This is a genomic window from Streptomyces ferrugineus (assembly GCF_015160855.1).
Taxonomy (GTDB): Bacteria; Actinomycetota; Actinomycetes; order Streptomycetales; family Streptomycetaceae; genus Streptomyces; species Streptomyces ferrugineus.
This window is the reverse complement of the sequence record NZ_CP063373.1, coordinates 1,977,209-1,995,613: the sequence shown is the minus strand read 5'-3', so window position 1 is coordinate 1,995,613 and position 18,405 is coordinate 1,977,209. Positions and strand designations below refer to the sequence as shown.

Genomic DNA, 18,405 nt, shown 5'->3' with positions numbered 1-18,405 from the left:
GCGTGAATTCTACGGGGGTGCACGGACAGCTAAGGGACCAGGTTTTCCAGCGGAACGTGCGGGTCCGCCAGGGTCTGGGTGTTCACCTGTGCCTTCGAGCGGATCAGTTGCTGGATGGGCTCTGTGACGTCCCACACATTGACGTTCATCCCGGCGAGCACCCGGTTCTCCCGCACCCAGAACGCGATGAACTCCCGCTTCCCGGCGTCCCCGCGGATCACCACTTCGTCGTACGTCCCCGGGGGCGCCCACCCGCTGTACTCCATCCCCAGGTCGTACTGGTCGGAGAAGAAGTAGGGCACCCGGTCGTAGGTGACGTCCTGCCCGAGCATCGACCGGGCCGCCGCCGGGCCGCCGTTGAGCGCGTTGGCCCAGTGCTCCACGCGCAGCCGGGTGTCGAAGAGGGCGTGCGGGAAGGAGGCGACGTCACCGGCCGCGTAGATGTCGGGGTCGGAGGTGCGCAGCCGCTCGTCCACCACGACGCCCCGGCCGTGCGCACGGTCCGCGATCTCGAGCCCCGCCGCCTCCGCGAGGGCGACCCGCGGGGCCGCGCCGATCGCCGCCAGCACGTCGTGCGCGGGGTGCTCCTCGCCGTCGTCGGTGCGCGCGGCCAGCACCATGCCGTCCTGGCCGACGATCTCCGTCAGCCGCCGCCCGAAGTGGAAGCGCACCCCGTGCTCCCGGTGCAGCTCGCCGAAGAGACCGCCCAGCTCCGGGCCCAGCACCCCGTGCAGCGGCGTCGGCTCCGGCTCGACGACGGTGACCTCGGCGCCGTACTCCCGGGCCGCCGCCGCGACCTCCAGGCCGATCCAGCCGGCGCCGGCGATCACGATGTGCCCGTTGTCCCGGCCCAGCGAGGTCAGGACGCCCTTGAGGCGCTCGGCGTGCGCGAGCCGGCGCAGATGGTGGACGCCGGCCAGGTCGGTGCCGGGGATGTCCAGGCGGCGCGGCTCGGCGCCGGTGGCCAGCAGGAGCTTGTCGTAGTGGACGACGGTGCCGTCCTCGCCGAACCGGACGGTCTTCGCCGTACGGTCGATCGCGTCGACGGTCTGGCCGAGGTGCAGCTCGATGTCGTTGCGCGCGTACCAGGCGGGCTCGTGCACGAAGACGCTGTCGCGCTCCTCCTTGCCGAGGAGGTAGCCCTTGGACAGCGGCGGCCGCTCGTAGGGGTGGTCGCGTTCGTCGCAGATCAGTATCACCCGCCCGGTGAAGCCCTCCGCGCGGAGCGTCTCGGCCGCCTTCGCGCCGGCGAGTCCTCCTCCGACGATGACGAATGTCTGATCCGCGTCGACCACTTGATGCCTCCTCGTAAGGGTGCCGCCACATGCGAGCGTCCCGCACGCAGCGTGATGCGGGAAGAGGGGGTGACCCGATCAGGCCACGCAGGGTCACTTTCGGGTATCCGTTCGCCTCGTGGGCCTCACCCGTCGCGCGCGGGTGAGCACGCCGGGCGCTACGCCCTGCGCGTGAGCCGCGCGTGCAAGGCGCGCGCCGAGGCGTCCGTCAGGGAGGCGATCTGGTCGACGATCACGCGTTTGCGGGCGCGGTCGTCGGCGGCCGTGTCGAACAGGGCCCGGAACTGCGGGTCCAGCCCCTCGGGGGCGCGGGCGGTGAGCGCCTCGGCCAGTTCGGCGACCACGATCCGCTGGTCGGCGCGGAGCCGCTCCTGCTCGGCGCGCTGCATGACGTACCGGTCGGCGACGGCCTTGAGGACCGCGCACTCCAGCCGGGTCTCGTGCGGTACGACGAGTTCGGCGCCGTAGCGGGTGAGCCGCCCCTCGCCGTACGCGGCGCGCGTGGCGCTCTCGGCGGCCAGGCAGAAACGGCCGATGAGCTGGCTGGTGGCGTCCTTGAGGCGGGCCTGGGCGACGGCGGAACCGTCGTAGCCGTGCGGCCACCACTCCTCGTCCTGGAGCCGGTCGAGGGCGGCGGCGAGTTCGGCCGGGTCGGTGTCCTCGGGGACGTACCGTCCGACGGCCACCGCGAAGACGGCCTCGCGTTCGGGTTCGGCGTGCAGGAGGTTGGGGTCGAGATGGCCGGCGTGCAGGCCGTCCTCGACGTCGTGCACCGAGTACGCCACGTCGTCGGACCAGTCCATGACCTGGGCCTCGAAGGTGGTGCGGCTGCCGGGGGCGTCCTTGCGGACCCAGTCGAAGACCGGCCGGTCGTCCTCGTAGACGCCGAACTTCGGGGACTTCGGGTCGGTGGGGTGGCCGGCGCGGGGCCAGGGGTACTTGGTGGCGGCGTCGAGGGCGGCGCGGGTGAGGTTGAGGCCGACGGAGCCCTCGGGGGTGAACCGTTTCGGCTCGATGCGGGTGAGCAGTCTCAGGGACTGGGCGTTGCCCTCGAAGCCGCCGCAGTCCTCGGCGAACTCGTTCAGCGCGACTTCGCCGTTGTGGCCGAAGGGCGGGTGGCCGAGGTCGTGGGAGAGACAGGCCGCTTCCACCAGGTCGGGGTCGCAGCCGAGGGCCGCGCCGAGTTCGCGGCCGACCTGGGCGCACTCCAGGGAGTGGGTGAGGCGGGTGCGGGGGCTCGGGTCCCAGGCCTGGCTGTGGGTTCCCGGTGTCACTACTTGGGTCTTGCCGGCGAGCCTTCGCAGGGCGGCGGAGTGCAGTACGCGGGCGCGATCGCGTTGGAAGGCCGTGCGGCCTGGGCGTTTGTCGGGTTCGGGGGCCCAGCGTTCGACTGCCGACTCGTCGTAGTACATGCACCGACAGTAAGGGCAGAGACTGACAAACGGAGGGCTGTGTCGCGCCTACTCGTGGGCGTGGTCAAGCCGACGCCAGTTCAGGTGCCGTCGTCACCGGCGTCGCCGCCATCCGGTCATAGCGGTGCAGGAGCAGGCGGGCCATCGCCGGGTGGGTGCCCAAGGGGGCCGAGGCGATCCACGGGGCCGCCTCCGCGCACTCCGTCGCGAACCGGCCCGGAGCTGTGAAGTACGAGGCCACCGCCACTCTCGTACGGCCCCGGGCCGCCAGCGCCGCCAACGCGTCCGGGACCGTGGGGGCCGCCGTCGTCGCGTAGGCCGGGACGACCGGGACGCCCAGGCGGTTGGCCAGGAGGTGGGCCGTGCGGGAGGTGTCCAGCTTGGACTCGGGGTCGCGGGAGCCCGCCGCCGCGAGGACCACCGCGCTCTCGGCGCGGGTGGGCTCGTCCATGCGGGTCCGCCAGCCGGCCTCGACCAGTCGGGCGTAGAGGGCCTCCACCAGCAGGGGGTGCGGGCCGAGGGCGGGGGCCACTCGGGCGCGTACGTCGGACTCGGCGGCCATCTCGGGGATGTCCCGCTTGACGTGGTAGCCCCGGCTGAGGAGCAGCGGGACCAGGATCGCCTCCCGGTCGCCGAGGGCCGCGAGGGTGTCGGAGAGCAGGGGCTCGTTCAGCTCGATGTGCCCGAGGTGGACCGGCAGGCCGGGGCGCAGCTCGCGGACCTTGGCGAGGAGCGCGCGCACGGTGCTCAGGGCGCGCGGGTCGCGGCTGCCGTGGGCGACCACGACCAGTGCCCCGGCAGGCGACGTTTGCCCGTCAAGGAGCGGCGTCCGGTGCGTGCTCTCGGCGTGCCGGCCGGAAGCCCTCGTACTGGATGTACTTGGGCTTTCGGCCGGTGCGGCGAGAGTGCGTGCCGGGCGTCGCGACGGGGCGAACGTCGCCTGCCGGGGCACTGGCGCGGGCGGTTCGGGGCGGCGCCGGCCGTCGCGGGCGACGAGGCTGAGCTGGCTGGCGAGCTGGCTGCTGATCCGGTTCATGAGGTGCGCCGTACTGTCGAGGTGGGCCGTCGTGGACTCGTCGTGAAGAGGGTTCGACGCCGTCATGAACCGATGGTGGCGGCGGCACGTTGCCTTCCCGTTTCGCGGGAATGACGGGTTCTTACACCGGGTTCACGGCGGGGGCACAGGGGTGTGTGAGGCGGCGTGACCAGCGGGTTCGTGGGGGTGAGTGAAGCTGGTCACGTCGGCTGGAGTGAACCGCGTAGGGCGACAGGACGTCCCTGAGGGTCGAGGGCGGGCCGTGATCCGCCCCTGGGGAGGGACCGTCCGATGCGACTGCCGAAGCCGCGCCGGCCGAGAGTGCCGCGCACCCGCGCCGGGCAGCGGCGGCTGGTGCAGACCGTGATGACCGGGTGTGTGCTGGCGCTGCTTCCGGCCACCTGGATGTACGTCGTCACCGGTGACCGGCTGCGCACGACGGCGGACGCGCCGCGCACCGACGTCGCCGTCGTCTTCGGCGCCGGACTGTGGGACGGCGAGCCGTCGCCGTATCTCGCCCACCGGCTGGACGCGGCGGCCGAGCTGTACCGCGCGGGGCGGATCGAGGTGGTCCTCGTCACCGGTGACAACAGCCGGGCGGACTACGACGAGCCCGACGCCATGCGCGCGTACCTGACCAGGCACGGTGTGCCCGACTCGCGCATCGTCAGCGACTACGCCGGCTTCGACACCTGGGACTCCTGCGTCCGGGCCAAGAAGATCTTCGGCGTCGACGAGGCCGTGCTCATCAGCCAGGGGTTCCACATCCGGCGGGCGGTCGCGCTGTGCGAGGAGGCGGGGGTGGCGTCGTACGGCGTGGGGGTCGACGCCAAGCACGACGCCACCTGGTACTACGGCGGTACCAGGGAGCTCTTCGCGGCGGGCAAGGCGGCCCTGGACGCCGTCTTCGAGCCGGACCCCCGCTTCCTGGGGCGGAAGGAACCCGGGGTGACCCAGGCCCTCGGCACACCGCGGTAGCGGCGCGGTCACCCCTGACCGGCGTCATCCGCTGCGGGGGCGGACGGTCATCTGCAGAGTGCGGGGCCGTACGGTGGTCCGGGCCACGGGCTGGACGGTCTGTCCCTCGGCGAGTTCCAGCCGTACCGCCCGCAGGATCGTCGCGAGCGCCGTGATCATTTCGGCGAGGGCCAGGCGGTCGCCCATGCACTTGTGCTTGCCGTCCCCGAAGGGCAGGAACGCGCCCGGCCGGGGCTCCTGGGCATCGTCCCGCCACCGCTGCGGATCGAAGGTGAGCGGGTCGCGATAGAGCTCGGGATCGCGGTGCAGGGCGTGCTGGCAGTAGGCCAGTTCGGTGTCGGCGGGCAGGGTCCACTCGCCGAGCCGGGTCTCGGTGGTGGTGCGGCGGGTGACGAGCCAACCGGGGTGGTGCAGCCTCAGGGTCTCGGTGATCACCCCGTTCAGGTAGGGCAGGCGGGTCAGGTCGTCGAAGGCGACCGGCCGCTCACCGACGACCTCGTCCAGCTCGGCCAGGACGCGGGCCTCGATCTCCGGGTGGCGGTCGAGTTCGTACAGGGCCCAGGACAGCACCAGAGCGGTGGTCTCGGTGCCGGCGACGGCCAGGGTGAGGATCTCGGAACAGATCTGATCCCCGGTCAGCGGCCGGCCGGTCTCCTCGTCGACGGCGCGCAGCAGCATGGACAGCATGTCCCCGGTGTCGTGCCCGGAGGCCTGCAGTTCCTCGACGGCGCTGTTGATGGTGGCGCGGATGGCGGCTCGGGCCCGGTCGAAGCGGCGGTTGAAGGGAAGCGGCAGGCGCTCGACCCAGTCGGGCAGCATGAGGCGGGTGCCGATGCCGTTCATCACCACCGACAGGTCGCTGCGCAACTGACGGAAGGTGGCCCCGTCGAGGCTGCCCGAGAACACGGTCTTCGCGAGCATGTTGAGGCTGAGCTGGACCATCACCTCGCGCACGTCGAGCGTCCCGCCGGGCTTCCAGGCGGCGACGGCTGCCGTCACCTCGGCGCGCATGATGTCGATGTAGCGGGTGATCTCGGTGTGGGCGAAGGCCGGCTGGAGCTGGCGGCGCTTGCGCACGTGCGTGCGGCCGACGGCGGTGACCACGCTGTCGCCCAGCATCTGGCCCATCTTGTCGTAGAGCCGGCCCTTGTCGAGGGTCGGCGCGAGAGCCTTCAGCATCTGGTGGATCAGGGTCGGATCCTGCACCACGACGGTCCGCGTCCCGGGTTGCAGGACGATCTCGATCAGAGGTTCCCCCGTCTCGCGCAGCGACGCGATGAAACCGAGGTTGTCGCGCATCTTCAGAGCATGGCCAATGAGCGGAAACGATCCTGCGGCCCGGGGTATGGGGGGAGGCGCAGCGAGCGTCACGGGTCATCCCTTCACGGCGGTCATGGGCGCCCCCTATGACTTCCCTGATGCTTCCCGGCTGCAATCCCCGGTCGAACGTGTCCTGCGCCACGCCGTACCGGGCTGGTGTGGCCCTCAGCGCCCCTTGAAGACGGGCGCTCGTTTCTCCAGGAACGCGGTCATGCCCTCCTTCTGGTCATCGGTCGCGAACAGGGCGTGAACGACGCGGCGTTCGAAGAGAGGGCCGTCGCGCAGGCCGGTTTCGAGGGCCCGGTCGACGCACTCGCGGGCCGCCGTGACCGCCGCGCGGCCGTACGAGGCGATGGTCACCGCCACCTCCAGGGCCTCCGGCAGGACCCGGTCGTCCGGGACCACCCGGGAGACAAGACCTCAGCTTCCAGCCTCCCGCGCCGTCCATCGTGCGACGGGTCAGCACCAGGTCCATCGCCTTCGCCCGGCCGACCAGGCGGGTCAGTCGCTGGGGGCCGCCGATGCCGGGGATCACGCCCAGTTTGATCCCCGGCTGGCCGAAGACCGCCGACTCCCCCGCGATGAGGGGGTCGAATGCCGTGCGGAGTCCATGCGTCGTACAGCGCCGGCGCGGTGGACGTGCGCCCGACTTTGACATGCTCAGGTCGAGCGGACCTGACTCGTCGGCTCGAAACGGCCGATCTTCACCAGAGTGCGTCCGTACCTCTGCGCCCTGTACTCCAGCACGGCCACACGCTGCGCCCACCGCGGGGCGCCCGCGCGCCTCACGGCGGCCGGGCGGCGACGGGGAGGTCACCGTCCCGGCCGCGTAACAGGGGGCCGCCGCGCACGTAACACGCCCGACTCACGCTGGACGGTATGCCGAACTCCGTGACGCCCACGCACTGCCCGTACTGCGCCCTGCAGTGCGGAATGAACCTCACGCCCTCGCAGGACGGGGGTGTCGCGGTGGTCGAGCGCCCGGACTTCCCGGTGAACCGGGGAGCGCTGTGCGGCAAGGGCCGTACGGCTCCCGCGGTGCTGGCGTCGGGCGTCCGCCTCACCTCGCCGTTGGTGCGGTCGGGCGGCACGCTCGTGCCCGCCACCTGGGACGAGGCGCTGGACCGGATCGCCGAGGGCCTCGGCCGCACGCGTACGGAACATGGCCCGGACGCGTGCGGGGTCTTCGGCGGCGGCGGTCTGACGAACGAGAAGGCGTACAGCCTCGGCAAGTTCGCGCGGATCGTGCTCGGCACCTCGCAGATCGACTACAACGGCCGCTTCTGCATGTCGTCGGCGGCCGCGGCCGGGATCAAGGCGTTCGGCCTGGACCGGGGACTGCCGTTCCCGCTGGAGGACATCCCGAAGACGGGCTGTGTCATCCTCGTCGGCTCCAACCCGGCGGAGACGATGCCGCCGTCGCTGCGCTTCTTCAACGAACTGAAGGAGAACGGCGGCACCCTCATCGTCGTCGACCCGCGCCGCACCAGGACCGCCGAGCACGCGGACCTGCACCTGATGCCCCGGCCCGGGACCGATCTGGCCCTCGCCCTGGGCCTGCTGCACCTGGTCGTCGCCGAGGGGCGGGTGGACGAGGAGTACATCCAGGAGCGCACGGCCGGCTGGGAGGACGCGCGGGCCGCCGCGATGGCGCACTGGCCGGAGTACGTGGAGCGGATCACCGGGGTGTCCGTGCCCCAACTGCGCGAGGCCGTACGGCTGTTCTGCGAGCCCGAGCACGCGATGGTGCTGACCGCGCGCGGGCCCGAGCAGCAGTCCAAGGGCACGGACACCGTGGGCGCGTGGATCAACCTGTGCCTGGCGACGGGACGGGCGGGCCGGCCGCTGTCCGGCTACGGCTGCCTCACCGGGCAGGGCAACGGACAGGGCGGGCGCGAACACGGCCAGAAGGCCGACCAGTTGCCCGGCTACCGCAAGCTGGACGACCCGGCGGCGCGGCGGCACGTGGCCCAGGTGTGGGGCGTGGACCCGGACAGCCTGCCCGGGCCGGGACGCAGCGCGTACGAGCTGCTGGACGCGCTGGGCACGGACATCAGGTCACTGCTGCTCATGGGCTCCAACCCGGTGGTGTCGGCGCCGCGTGCCGCGCACATCGAGGAGCGGTTCAAGTCCCTCGACTTCCTCGCCGTGTGCGACGTCGTGCTGTCGGAGACGGCGGCCCTCGCGGACGTCGTCCTGCCGGTCACCCAGTGGGCGGAGGAGACGGGCACGACGACCAGCCTGGAGGGCCGGGTGCTGCTGCGCCGCCGCGCGGTCACCCCGCCGGAGGGCGTCCGCAGCGACCTGGAGGTCATGCACGAGCTGGCGGCGCGGCTGGGCGGCGGGAAGGGCCTGGAGAAGAGCTTCCCGACCGACCCCGAGGAGGTCTTCGAGGAGCTGCGGCGGGCGAGCGCGGGCGGGCCGGCCGACTACTCGGGGATCACGTACCGGAGGCTGGCGGAGGAGAACGGGGTGTTCTGGCCGTGTCCCGGGGTGGCCGCCCCGGACGACGCCGAGGACTGTGAGGACGCCTCGCTGGACGCGACCGCGGGGGCCGACGACCCCGCGCAGGACGACGAGGCCACCGCCACCGCCGTACACCCCGGCACCCCCCGCCTCTTCCTCGACCGGTTCGCCACGCCCGACGGACGCGCGAGGTTCGCCCCCGTCACGCACCGGGCGGTCGCCGAGGAACCCGACGACGAGTACCCGGTCCTGCTGACGACGGGGCGGGTCGTGGCGCAGTACCAGTCCGGCGCCCAGACCCGCCGTGTCGACGAGCTGAACGCCGCCGCGCCGGGCCCGTTCGTCGAGCTGCACCCACGGCTCGCGGCCCGGCTCGGGGCGGCCGAGGGCGACCCGGTGGCCGTGGTCTCGCGCCGGGGCCGGGCGGTGGCGCCGGCCCGCATCACGACCGGCATCCGCCCGGACACCGTCTTCATGCCGTTCCACTGGCCGGGCGAGGGCCGCGCGAACACCCTGACCAACCCGGCGCTGGACCCGACGTCGCGGATGCCGGAGTTCAAGGCGTGCGCGGTGCGGGTGGAAGCGGTGAAGTCGTAGCCGGACGGGCCCTGTTGGACGAGCCCTGTTGGACTGGCCCTGTTGGACTGGCCCTGTTGGACGCGGTCACCCCGGAGTTCACCCGGCCCGCGTCGCCCAGTCGCCGCTCTCGATGAGCCTGCCCTTCGCGCGTAGGCGGGCGGCGACGGTGGGGGCGGCGACGTACACCCATGCCGGTACGGCTGTTCCGTCGGCGGTGCGCAGCACCTTGCGGGCGAGGCGCTCGTAGAGGTTGCGCGGGTCGCCCGGGGCGTACTCCTCCAGGCGGTCGAGGGCGGACAGGAGCGCGGGGTACTGCTCGGGGCGGGCGGTGACCAGGTCGCCGTACACCGTGCCGCCGAGGCTCGCGTCCTCGACGGCGTACGGGTAGCCCGGACCGTCGTACAGCACCGCCCCTTCGAGCCGTGCCGGTTCCTCGGTGAGGGTGCGGCCGCGCAGGAAGTGGTCGTGGTTGGGCTCGCCGGGGCGGAGCGTGCCGTAGACGAAGAACGGGAGTCGAGGAGAGAGGGTCACGGAAACGATTCTCTCCCCTCACACACCTGCACGTATTCCCCCTGGTCATGGCATGTGCACGCCCCCTTGAATCTTGGTCACTCGCTGAGCCGTCCTGTTCAAGGAGACCGATGAGCCGAATACGGCCGCACATCCGAGGTTCCCGTCTCGCCACGGCGGGCACCGCCGTCGCCGCCGCGACCCTGCTGGCCACCGCCCTCTCCCCCACCGCCGGCGCGGACGACCGGCCGAGCCGGGCCACCGCGATCGACAACGCGGCGTCGGTCCTCGCGGACCTCGCGGGGAGTCTGGGGCTGACCGACGCGCAGCGCACCCGCGTTCGGGACGTGGTCGTGGACGCGGACGGCGCGCAGCACGTCCGCTACGACCGCACCTATCGCCAACTCCCCGTCATCGGCGGAGACTTCGTCCTCCACCTGGCCGAGGACGGTACGTATCGCGGCGCCTCGCGCGCTGTGCGGAGCCCGATCTCGCTGTCGAGCGTGACACCCGAGGTCCCGGCGCCCAGGGCGGCCGACCTCGCGGCGAACGCGCTGCGGGCCGTCAACCTCGGCGAGACCCTGAAGCGGCTGACGGCCAAGCCCGAGCTGGTCGTCGACGCCCTGCACGGCACACCGAGGCTGGCCTGGCGGACCAATGCCGTCGCGCAGGACTCGCTCGGCAATCCGGTCGCCCGGACCGTGCTGACGGACGCCCGCACGGGCGCGCAGATCGACGCGTGGGACAGCATCGAGACGGCGTCCGGGGACGGCAGGTCGCTGTACGCGGGGACGGTACCGCTTCGCACGACGGCCTCGGGGTCGACGTACCAGCTCAAGGACGCGACGCGCGGCGGCACGTACACGGGTGACGCGGCGAACAGGACCGACCTGTGCATCCTGACGATCTGTCTCGACCGCGCCCCGTCCACGGTCTTCACCGACGCCGACAACCACTGGGGCAGCGGCACGACGGCCGACCGCTCGACGGCCGCGGTGGACGCGCAGTACGGCACGGACATGACGTGGGACTACTACAGGGACGTCCACGGCCGCGACGGCATCGCGGGTGACGGCAAGGGGTCGTTCAACCGGGTGCACTACGGCAACGACTACAACAACGCCTTCTGGGACGACACCTGCTTCTGCATGACGTACGGCGACGGTGACGGCGAGCAGCTCGGTCCGCTGGTGTCGCTGGACGTCGCCGGGCACGAGATGACGCACGGCGTGACGTCGAAGACGGCGGCGCTGACGTACTCGGGCGAGTCCGGTGGGCTGAACGAGGCGACGTCCGACATCTTCGGGACGCTGGTGGAGTTCCACGCGGCCAACTCCTCGGATCCGGGGGACTATCTGATCGGCGAGAAGGTCGTCCGGTCGGGGCTCGGGCGGAGTGCTCTGCGGTACATGGACAAGCCGTCCAGGGACGGGGTCTCGGTCGACTGCTGGAGCACGTCGACGTCGCAGCTCGACGTGCACTACTCGTCGGGGATCGGGAACCACTTCGCCTATCTGCTCGCCGAGGGCAGCGGCGCGAAGACGATCAACGGCGTCAGCTACAACTCGCCCACCTGCGACGGCTCTTCGGTGCAGGGCATCGGCCGGGACAAGCTCGGCAAGATCTGGTACCGGGCGCTGACCGTCTACATGACGTCCTCGACGAAGTACGCGGGGGCGCGGACGGCGACGCTGAACGCGGCGCGGGATCTGTACGGGGCCGGGAGCGCGGAGTCCGCGGCGGTGGCCGCGGCGTGGAGCGCGGTGAACGTGGACTGACGGTTGCGCGACCGGGCGGTGGTGGCGGCTGCAGGGTTCCGCGAAGCCGTAATCGGCTGGCCGTGGGGCTCGCCGCGCTCCTAGGGTGCTGGCTGGCTCAACGCCACTCCCACCCGTCACGGACGGAGCCGTATGTCGTCGCCCACGAAGATGCACGCCGATGAGATGGACATCGACGAGGAACTGGTCGCCCGGCTGGTCGCGGAGCAGTTTCCGCGGTGGGCCGGGCTGCCGGTGGTGCGGGTCGCCTCCGCCGGGACCGACAACGCCATGTACCGGCTGGGCGACGACATGGTCGTACGGCTGCCGCGGCTCCCCGGCGGGGCCCGCCAGGTCGACACCGAGCACCGCTGGCTGCCGCGGCTGGCCCCGCACCTCCCCCTCGCCATCCCCACACCGCTGGCGAAGGGAGAACCGGCCGCCGGTTATGGACTTCCCTGGGGTGTGTACGACTGGCTGGACGGCGAGAACGCCCACGACGCGCCGATCACCGAACTACGCGGAGCCGCCGAGCGGTTGGGACGCTTCGTGGCGGCGCTGCGGAAGGTGGACGCGGTCGGCGGCCCGCCGTCCTGGCGGGGCGGCCCGGTCGGCGAGAGCGACGACGACGTCCGCACCGCGATCCGGGAGCTGGCCGCCGCCGGCACGCTGGACGCGCCGGCCGCGACCGCGCTCTGGGAGCACACCCTCGGCCTCCCCCAGTGGACCGCCGCCCCCGTCTGGCTCCACGGCGACCTCCTGCCGGGCAATCTGCTGACCTCTTCCGGCCACCTCACCGCGGTCATCGACTTCGGCGGCCTCGGCGTCGGCGACCCCGCCGCCGACACCATCGCGGCCTGGGCGGTCTTCGACGCCGAAGCCCGCGAGGTCTTCCGCGCGGCGGCCGACGTCGACGACGCGACGTGGGCGCGGGGGCGGGGGTGGGCGTTCTGCTTCGGGCTGATGGCCGAGCACTACTACGGCGACGTCTGCGGGAACGGCACGAATCCGGTACTGGCGGGGGTGGGAAGGCGTGCGGTGAGCGAGGTACTGGCGGAGTGGCAACCGGACGAGCCGCACAGCCGAGACCAACGACTGGACGGACCACGATCCCCCAACTGATCCCGACCGCCCGACTACTCCCGACCGCCTGTCTGCTCCTGCCTGCCTGGCTCCGGGCTGGCCCCGACTACCCGGCTGGCCCCGGCTACCCGCCTCCCGGCTAGCCCCGGCTGCCCGGCTCCCGGCTCCCGGCTCCCGGCTCCCGGCTGGCTGATCCCGGATGCCCGCCTGCCCCCGACCGCCCGACCCGCCCAGCTGACCCCGTCTGCCGAACTAATCCCGACTGCCCGACTGCCCGGCCGACCCCGGCTCCCCACTCCCCGACCACCCAGCCGACCCCGACTACCGGGCCTCGGCCGTCACCCGTTCACACCCCGGTGCCCCGCCCAACCTATTCTCCTCCGCAGCGCCCTCGCACTGCTGCGGTGACCTGCTGAAACACTGGTCCGTCGGCGATTCCGCCCCTCCCTCCCAAGCTCCGTTCAGCCGTTTCCGGCGCTCTCTCGGGAAGCGCACCCGCCCCGCTCCCCTTTACCTCGGAAGGGCAGGGGCACGGCCGACGCAGCGGCACATGGGGGTGTCGCGGGCCGTGGCCCGTTGAGTGCGGAGGAGCTTCGATGCGACGTACCGCCCGACTGCTGACCGGGACCGCGCTGGCCGTCGGCGCCGTGGGGACCGTCGTCGCGCCCGCGTACGGCGCCGAAGGCGGCGGTCTGAAGCTGGGGCCGGCCTCGGTCGTGCCGGGCGGGGAGGTCACGGTGCGCACGGACGCGTGCCGCAACGGGGCCGCGGCGGGCGACGCCAGTGCGGTGGGCGCCGGGGACTTCACGATGGCGGCCGGCAGTGGCGACGAGCAGGCGGCCGGGAAGTTCCGCGTGCCGCCGAGTGCGCAGCCGGGGACGTACGAGATCGTCGCGACCTGTGCCGAGGGCGGCCGGCGGGTGACGGGGGACCTGGTGGTCACGCTGACGGCGACGCGCGGGCAGGTGCATCCGCGAGGAAGTGTGAAGACGGGGGTCGGCGGCCCGGACGGCCGCGATCCCGTGCAGACCGCGGCCGGCGTGGCGGCTCTCGCCGTCGCCGCCGCGGGCGGTACCTGGCTCCTGCATCGCCGGGCGAGAGGCGACGGGATCTGACGGACACCCTCCGCTGTCCGTCCGCCGGTACCGCACGTCCCCTCCCCCTCCGGGTCCGACGCCCCTCGCGGCCCGGAGGGGGAACGGGTGGCCCCAGGAGAGTCACGGGAGGCTCGCGTGCGCAGTCGAAGGAGTGCCGGTGACGCCGCCATAGCCGCCGTCACCCTCCTCTCCCTCTGCTCCGGCGCCTGGCTGCTGAGCAGCGGCGCCGGGACGCCCGCCCCGCCGCAGCCGTCGCCCTCGCAGGCCGGCGCGCGGGAGACCGGCCGGCCCCGCACCGTGGGCACCGACGCGCTGCCGCCCTCGCCTCCCGACCGCATCCGCATACCCTCGATCCAGGTCGACGCGCCCCTGATGGGCCTGGGGCTGACGAAGGCGGGCAGCCTCGATGTGCCGCCGGCCGAGCGGAAGAACCTCGCCGGGTGGTACGAGGCCGGGACCACGCCCGGCGAGACGGGCACCGCTATCGTCGCCGGCCATGTCGACAACGCCGACGGGCCCGCCGTCTTCTACCGCCTCGGCGCCCTGCGCAAGGGCAGCACGATCGAGGTGGACAGGCGCGACGGCGGCACGGCCCGGTTCTCGGTCGACGCGATCGAGGTGTACGACGCGAAGGCGTTCCCCGACGAGAAGGTGTACGGCGCGGCGGCGCGCCCCGAGCTGCGGGTGATCACCTGCGGCGGGGGTTACTCACGGACGACCGGGTATCGGGGCAATGTGGTGGTCTTCGCTCATCTGGTCGGCAGCAGCGGTCGCTGACCCCCGCGCACGGTCTTCGAGGATGTTCTGCCGGCCCCACGCCCCCAGCGGAGCCAGCGCCGCGTTGAGCGTCACGCCGAGCGGCGTCAGGGAGTACTCCACCCGCGGGGGCACCTCGTCGTACGCCTCCCGGTGGACGATGCCGTCGGCCTCCAGCTCCCGCAGCTGTGCGGCGAGCACCTTCTCCGTCACGCCCGTCAGCTCCCGGCGCAGCTCCCCGAAGCGGCACGGACGCTCGTTCAGCGCCCACAGGACGAGCACCTTCCACTTGCCGCCCACCACGTCCATCGCCGCGTCGATCCCACAGATGTACGCCCCCGGCCGTCGTCCGACCGCCATGCCGCCCCTCCCCTGCCTGGACCCTTTCCCGGCGGTAACCACCCACTCCGAAGTACGTACTTGAGCGGGCCGTTCCCCTGCGACGAGCCTAAACGCCATGACTGACAACCCGATCGGCTCCCGTGCCTCCCGTGCCTCCCGAACCCCTCTCTCCCTCCTCGGCACCGGCACCATGGGCACCGCCCTCGCCCGCGCCTGGCTCGCCGCCGGCCACCCGGTCACCGTCTGGAACCGCACCCCCGCCCGGGCCGAGCCCCTGGCCGCCGACGGCGCGACCGTCGCCGCGAGCGCCGCCGACGCGGTGGCCGCGAGCCGGCTGGTCGTCGTCTGTCTGCTCGACGACGCCTCGGTCGGCGACGCCCTCGAAGGCGCCGACCTGTCGGGCCGTGACCTGGTGAACCTCACGACCGGCACACCGGCCCAGGGCCGCGCCCGTGCCGCCTGGGCCGAGGCGCGCGGCGCCCGTTTCCTGGACGCCGGGATCATGGCCGTACCGCCGATGATCGGGGACGCGCGGTCGGGGGCGTATGTCCTCTACAGCGGCTCGCCCGCTCTCTTCGAGGAGCACGGCGACACCCTCGCCGTCCCGGCCGGCACCCGGTACGTCGGTGCGGACCCGGGCTTCGCGGCGCTGCACGACGTGGCGTTGCTGAGCGCGATGAGCGGCATGTTCGCGGGCGTCCTGCACGCCTTCGCGCTGATCCGCGGCGAGGACGTCGCGCCGAAGGACTTCGCGCCGCTGCTGGTGTCGTGGCTCGGTGCGATGGCGCCCGCCGCGTTCGGGGCCGCCGAACAGCTGCAGAGCGGCGACTACGGCAGGGATGTCGTCTCCTCCCTCGCCATGCAGGTCGCGGGCAACGCCACCCTGCTGGCCACCGCCGAGGAGCAGGGCCTGAGCGCGGAGCTGCTGACGCCGTACATGGCTTTGCTGGAGCGGTGGCTGGCCGAGGGGCACGGGGACGAGGACACGACAGGGGCGGTTGAGCTGCTGGATCTGCGGCGGATGCGGGGCGGCCGGCCCGCCTAGGCCACCCACTGCTCGTACGCCAGCTTCGCCACCAGCCCGAACACCACCGTCAGCAGCACGGCCCGCACGAAACCGCTGCCCTTCTTCAGCGCCGTGCGCGCCCCCAGCGTGCCGCCCGCCAGATTGAACACGGCCATCACCACGGCCAGTTGCCACAGGACCGTGCCCTGCCAGGCGAAGGTGGCCAGCGCCCCGGCGTTGGTGCAGCAGTTCACGATCTTCGCGGTCGCGGAGGCGGTGACGAGGTCGAGGTGGAGTACGGCGGTGAGGGCGAGGACGAGGAACGTGCCGGTGCCGGGGCCGATCAGACCGTCGTAGAAGCCGATGCCGAGGCCCGCGAGGCCGATCGCGGCGAGGACCCGGCGCGGCGAGGCGGGGCCCGTCGCCGGGGCCGTGCCGAAGGCGGGGCGCAGGATGACGAAGGCGGCGACGCCGAGCAGCACCACCATGATCACGGGCTTGAGCACCTCGGTGCTCATTCCGGCCGCGAAGAAGGCGCCGCCGGAGGAACCCGCGAGGGCCGCGAGACCGATGCGCACGGCGAGGCGTACGTCCACGGGGGCCTTGCGGGCGTACGTCACCGCCGCGCCCGACGTGCCGACGATCGCGACCGCCTTGTTGGTGCCGAGGGCGTACGCGGCCGGGGTGTTCGCCGGGAGGCCGAGCAGCAGGGCCGGGAGCAGCAGGAGGCCACCGCCGCCGACCACGGCGTCGATCCAGCCGGCCGCCAGGGCCGCGAGGCACAGCACGGCGATCGCGGTCAGGGATATGTCGGGCATGATCGCGACCCTAGGCAGAGGGTGCATGCACCGTCCACGTATATGAGCGGCATCTGAGGTTCGGGAACCGGCCAAATGCCAGGATGTCCACGCATGAGTGACGGAAAAGCGATCTTGACCGACTTCGTTTCGGCATCCACCATCCGAGCATGGGTGCGGGCCTGGGCGCGACGCGGGTGGACGGCGTGGTGCGCCGTGACGCCGCGCTGCTGGAGGACGACCTGCGCGCGTTCCTGGGCTCGCTGCCCCCGGGCGGGGAATCGGCGCAAGCCACCGCCCTGCACCGCGCTCTCCTCACCCCGGTCGCCGACGCCCTCGGCTCCAAGGTGGGCCAGCAGGCGCTGGCGCCGGCCGCGGGGGCGCCCGGCGGTGCGGCGCCGCTGCGGCCGTCGATGGTGTACTGGGCGTACCGCAACTACCGGGGATTCCCGGGAGAGTCGGGCGACGAGGACGCCTCCGCCGACCTGGCCGTGGTGCGGCGGGTGGCGGTGGCCGTGCGGGTTCTGCTGAAGGCCGCGGTGGTGCTCGACGACATCCAGGACGACAGCCACGTCCGCTACGGCGAGCCCGCGCTGCACGTCACCCATGGGGTGCCGGTCGCTCTCAACACCGGCTGCTGGCTGATCATGGAGGCGCTGCGGCAGGTGGCGGACCCGGCCGTGGCGGACAGCCTGGTGCGCAGCGTCGGCCTCGGCTTCACGGGGCAGGCCCTGGACCTGGCGACGAGGTCGGCGCGGACTCGCGCCGAGCTGCTGGCCGCTTCGCGCGAGGCACGGGTGCGCTTCTGGGAGTCGGTCGCCGAGCGCAAGACCGGCACCCTGTTCCGGATGCCGCTGGACGCCGCCCTGGCCGGTCTGCGGGTCGTCGAGGAGGAGCGGCACGCCCTGGACGAGGCGATGCGCCGGCTCGGGCTGGCGAGCCAGCTCTTCAACGATCTGACCGACGTGGTGCCGGAGCTGGGCGGCGCCAACACCCACGAGGACTTCGACGGGCTGAGCAACCGGGTGTTCCTGGAGCTGCTCGGCTCCGGGCCGCGGCCGGCCGACCCGGGCGGCCTCACGGGCGATCTCACGGGCGCGCGGCTGCGGTCGTACGTCCTCCACCACCCGAACCTGCCGGACGTCCTCCTCGAACTGTCCGCCCGGGCCGTCGAGTTGAAGCGGTCGGCGAAGGAGGCCGTGCACGGTGTGTGCCGGTCGCCCCGCAGCGCGGCCTACTTCGATGTGACGATCGACCGCAAGGGCCATCTCATCGACCGGCTGCACGAGACGCTCCGGCGGCGGAGCGGCGGGTGACGGCCACGGCGGCCGGGCGGCTGCGGGCGGCCACCCGGGCGTGGCACGACGCCCTGGAGTCCTCCGACTTCGCCCTCGCCCTGCGCGACGGAACGCTCCCCCTCCCCCGCTACGTCGGCCAGCTCGCCGCCTTCCGAGACGTGTGGGAGGCCCTGGAGACCGAGCTGGCCGAACTGTCCCACGCCACTTGCCCGGAGATCGCTCGCGTGTGGTCACCGGATTTCGTCAAGGTCCCCCTCCTCGACGCCGACCTGCGCCACTTCACCGCGTCCGGGGCCGTACCAGCGGCCCTGGCGGCCGAGGCCACGCACGCGTTCGCGGACGAGATAAGGCGGACCTCGGCGGCGGACCCGCCCCAACTGCTCGGCTTCCTCTACGTCCTGGAGGGCTCCACACTCGGCGCCCGGTCCCTGCGCCCCCTCGTCCGCGCCGCCTACGGACTGGGCGCCGAAGGCGTCGCCTACTACGGCAGCGGCGACCGCGACCGCTGGGCCCGCCTCACCGCCCGGCTGGACGAGACCCTGACCGACCCGGCGCTCCAGTCCCGCGTCATCGCCGCCGCCGAACGCGCCTACCGCCACACGGCCCTGGTGACACGGGCCCTCTCGGCCGGTCCGGGCCCGGTCACGCGCGCGTGCCCTCCAGATATCTGAGG

17 protein-coding genes and 1 pseudogene are annotated in these 18,405 nt (G+C 72.8%); 9 read left to right on the top strand and 9 right to left on the bottom strand.

The features are described 5' to 3' along the window. Positions 1-29: 29 nt before the first annotated feature. From IM697_RS09095 to IM697_RS09085, 3 genes are all read right to left on the bottom strand, one after another. Complete coding sequence (locus tag IM697_RS09095; protein WP_194046365.1) at positions 30-1,295, bottom strand: NAD(P)/FAD-dependent oxidoreductase; 1,266 nt, start codon at positions 1,293-1,295, stop codon at positions 30-32. Positions 1,296-1,453: 158 nt separating this feature from the next. Then, positions 1,454-2,707 (bottom strand): deoxyguanosinetriphosphate triphosphohydrolase, encoded by a 1,254-nt coding sequence (locus IM697_RS09090; RefSeq protein ID WP_194046363.1) that lies wholly within the window; start codon positions 2,705-2,707, stop codon positions 1,454-1,456. Positions 2,708-2,771: 64 nt separating this feature from the next. After that, the gene (locus IM697_RS09085; RefSeq protein ID WP_228044580.1) at positions 2,772-3,809 is read right to left on the bottom strand and encodes a sirohydrochlorin chelatase; all 1,038 of its coding nucleotides are present in this window, start codon (positions 3,807-3,809) and stop codon (positions 2,772-2,774) included. 225 nt (positions 3,810-4,034) lie between these two features. On the opposite strand from IM697_RS09085, the gene IM697_RS09075 reads away from it, so the two are divergent. Then, a complete protein-coding gene (locus IM697_RS09075; RefSeq protein ID WP_194046361.1) occupies positions 4,035-4,721 on the top strand; it encodes a SanA/YdcF family protein in 687 nt (228 codons plus the stop codon). A 24-nt stretch (positions 4,722-4,745) separates the two neighbouring features. Here the strand turns inward: IM697_RS09075 and IM697_RS09070 are convergent, their stop codons facing one another. The 3 genes and pseudogenes from IM697_RS09070 to IM697_RS45830 form a co-directional block, all read right to left on the bottom strand. After that, complete coding sequence (locus IM697_RS09070) at positions 4,746-6,020, bottom strand: cytochrome P450 (RefSeq protein WP_265582708.1); 1,275 nt, start codon at positions 6,018-6,020, stop codon at positions 4,746-4,748. Positions 6,021-6,206: 186 nt separating this feature from the next. Next, a complete protein-coding gene (locus tag IM697_RS45835) occupies positions 6,207-6,446 on the bottom strand; it encodes an enoyl-CoA hydratase-related protein (RefSeq protein ID WP_407699616.1) in 240 nt (79 codons plus the stop codon). 94 nt (positions 6,447-6,540) lie between these two features. Next, positions 6,541-6,699 (bottom strand): annotated as a pseudogene (locus IM697_RS45830) (hypothetical protein); the annotation flags it as partial. Between the two features lie 221 nt (positions 6,700-6,920). Here IM697_RS45830 and IM697_RS09060 point away from each other — a divergent pair. Beyond that, complete coding sequence (locus IM697_RS09060) at positions 6,921-9,104, top strand: molybdopterin oxidoreductase family protein (protein ID WP_194046357.1); 2,184 nt, start codon at positions 6,921-6,923, stop codon at positions 9,102-9,104. A 78-nt stretch (positions 9,105-9,182) separates the two neighbouring features. Here the strand turns inward: IM697_RS09060 and IM697_RS09055 are convergent, their stop codons facing one another. Further along, positions 9,183-9,617, bottom strand: coding sequence for a gamma-glutamylcyclotransferase family protein (locus tag IM697_RS09055; RefSeq protein WP_194046355.1), 435 nt, complete (start codon positions 9,615-9,617; stop codon positions 9,183-9,185). Between the two features lie 110 nt (positions 9,618-9,727). Between IM697_RS09055 and IM697_RS09050 the strand changes: the two genes are divergently transcribed. The 4 genes from IM697_RS09050 (at position 9,728) to IM697_RS09035 (ending at position 14,310) form a co-directional block, all read left to right on the top strand. Continuing rightward, positions 9,728-11,374: a M4 family metallopeptidase gene (locus IM697_RS09050; RefSeq protein ID WP_194046353.1), complete on the top strand. Its 1,647-nt coding sequence runs from the start codon at positions 9,728-9,730 to the stop codon at positions 11,372-11,374. A gap of 132 nt (positions 11,375-11,506) precedes the next feature. Further along, positions 11,507-12,475, top strand: coding sequence for an aminoglycoside phosphotransferase family protein (locus IM697_RS09045; protein ID WP_194046351.1), 969 nt, complete (start codon positions 11,507-11,509; stop codon positions 12,473-12,475). Positions 12,476-13,032: 557 nt separating this feature from the next. After that, on the top strand, positions 13,033-13,551 hold the full coding sequence (locus IM697_RS09040) for a hypothetical protein (protein WP_194046349.1): 519 nt from the start codon (positions 13,033-13,035) through the stop codon (positions 13,549-13,551). 117 nt (positions 13,552-13,668) lie between these two features. Beyond that, positions 13,669-14,310, top strand: coding sequence for a class F sortase (locus IM697_RS09035; protein ID WP_194046347.1), 642 nt, complete (start codon positions 13,669-13,671; stop codon positions 14,308-14,310). Here IM697_RS09035 and IM697_RS09030 read toward each other — a convergent pair. Next, complete coding sequence (locus IM697_RS09030; RefSeq protein ID WP_194046345.1) at positions 14,242-14,649, bottom strand: winged helix-turn-helix transcriptional regulator; 408 nt, start codon at positions 14,647-14,649, stop codon at positions 14,242-14,244. The two genes, IM697_RS09035 and IM697_RS09030, sit on opposite strands and share 69 nt — an antisense overlap. Positions 14,650-14,746: 97 nt before the next feature. On the opposite strand from IM697_RS09030, the gene IM697_RS09025 reads away from it, so the two are divergent. Beyond that, positions 14,747-15,676, top strand: coding sequence for an NAD(P)-dependent oxidoreductase (locus IM697_RS09025; RefSeq protein WP_194046344.1), 930 nt, complete (start codon positions 14,747-14,749; stop codon positions 15,674-15,676). On the opposite strand, the gene IM697_RS09020 is transcribed toward IM697_RS09025, so the two are convergent. After that, complete coding sequence (locus IM697_RS09020) at positions 15,673-16,455, bottom strand: sulfite exporter TauE/SafE family protein (RefSeq protein ID WP_194046343.1); 783 nt, start codon at positions 16,453-16,455, stop codon at positions 15,673-15,675. The genes IM697_RS09025 and IM697_RS09020 overlap by 4 nt on opposite strands. A 149-nt stretch (positions 16,456-16,604) precedes the next feature. Here IM697_RS09020 and IM697_RS09015 point away from each other — a divergent pair, with 149 nt between their 5' ends. Together IM697_RS09015 and IM697_RS09010 are read left to right on the top strand one after the other, a co-directional pair. Beyond that, entirely contained in the window at positions 16,605-17,750 is a 1,146-nt protein-coding gene (locus IM697_RS09015; protein WP_194046342.1) for a polyprenyl synthetase family protein, read from the top strand. Continuing rightward, positions 17,747-18,403 (top strand): biliverdin-producing heme oxygenase, encoded by a 657-nt coding sequence (locus IM697_RS09010; protein WP_194046341.1) that lies wholly within the window; start codon positions 17,747-17,749, stop codon positions 18,401-18,403. The genes IM697_RS09015 and IM697_RS09010 overlap by 4 nt, the downstream gene beginning before the upstream one ends. The last annotated feature ends 2 nt before the right edge of the window (positions 18,404-18,405 follow it).

Excerpts from the sequence above, each read along its gene's own strand:
- IM697_RS09020 (WP_194046343.1), bottom strand. The coding sequence starts at position 16,455 with ATGCCCGACATATCCCTGACCGCGATCGCCGTGCTGTGCCTCGCGGCC.
- IM697_RS09070 (WP_265582708.1), bottom strand. The coding sequence starts at position 6,020 with ATGCGCGACAACCTCGGTTTCATCGCGTCGCTGCGCGAGACGGGGGAA.
- IM697_RS09040 (WP_194046349.1), top strand. The coding sequence starts at position 13,033 with ATGCGACGTACCGCCCGACTGCTGACCGGGACCGCGCTGGCCGTCGGC.
- IM697_RS09060 (WP_194046357.1), top strand. The coding sequence starts at position 6,921 with ATGCCGAACTCCGTGACGCCCACGCACTGCCCGTACTGCGCCCTGCAG.
- IM697_RS09030 (WP_194046345.1), bottom strand. The coding sequence starts at position 14,649 with ATGGCGGTCGGACGACGGCCGGGGGCGTACATCTGTGGGATCGACGCG.
- IM697_RS09050 (WP_194046353.1), top strand. The coding sequence starts at position 9,728 with ATGAGCCGAATACGGCCGCACATCCGAGGTTCCCGTCTCGCCACGGCG.
- IM697_RS09045 (WP_194046351.1), top strand. The coding sequence starts at position 11,507 with ATGTCGTCGCCCACGAAGATGCACGCCGATGAGATGGACATCGACGAG.
- IM697_RS09085 (WP_228044580.1), bottom strand. The coding sequence starts at position 3,809 with ATGACGGCGTCGAACCCTCTTCACGACGAGTCCACGACGGCCCACCTC.
- IM697_RS09075 (WP_194046361.1), top strand. The coding sequence starts at position 4,035 with ATGCGACTGCCGAAGCCGCGCCGGCCGAGAGTGCCGCGCACCCGCGCC.
- IM697_RS09015 (WP_194046342.1), top strand. The coding sequence starts at position 16,605 with ATGGGTGCGGGCCTGGGCGCGACGCGGGTGGACGGCGTGGTGCGCCGT.
- IM697_RS09090 (WP_194046363.1), bottom strand. The coding sequence starts at position 2,707 with ATGTACTACGACGAGTCGGCAGTCGAACGCTGGGCCCCCGAACCCGAC.
- IM697_RS09025 (WP_194046344.1), top strand. The coding sequence starts at position 14,747 with ATGACTGACAACCCGATCGGCTCCCGTGCCTCCCGTGCCTCCCGAACC.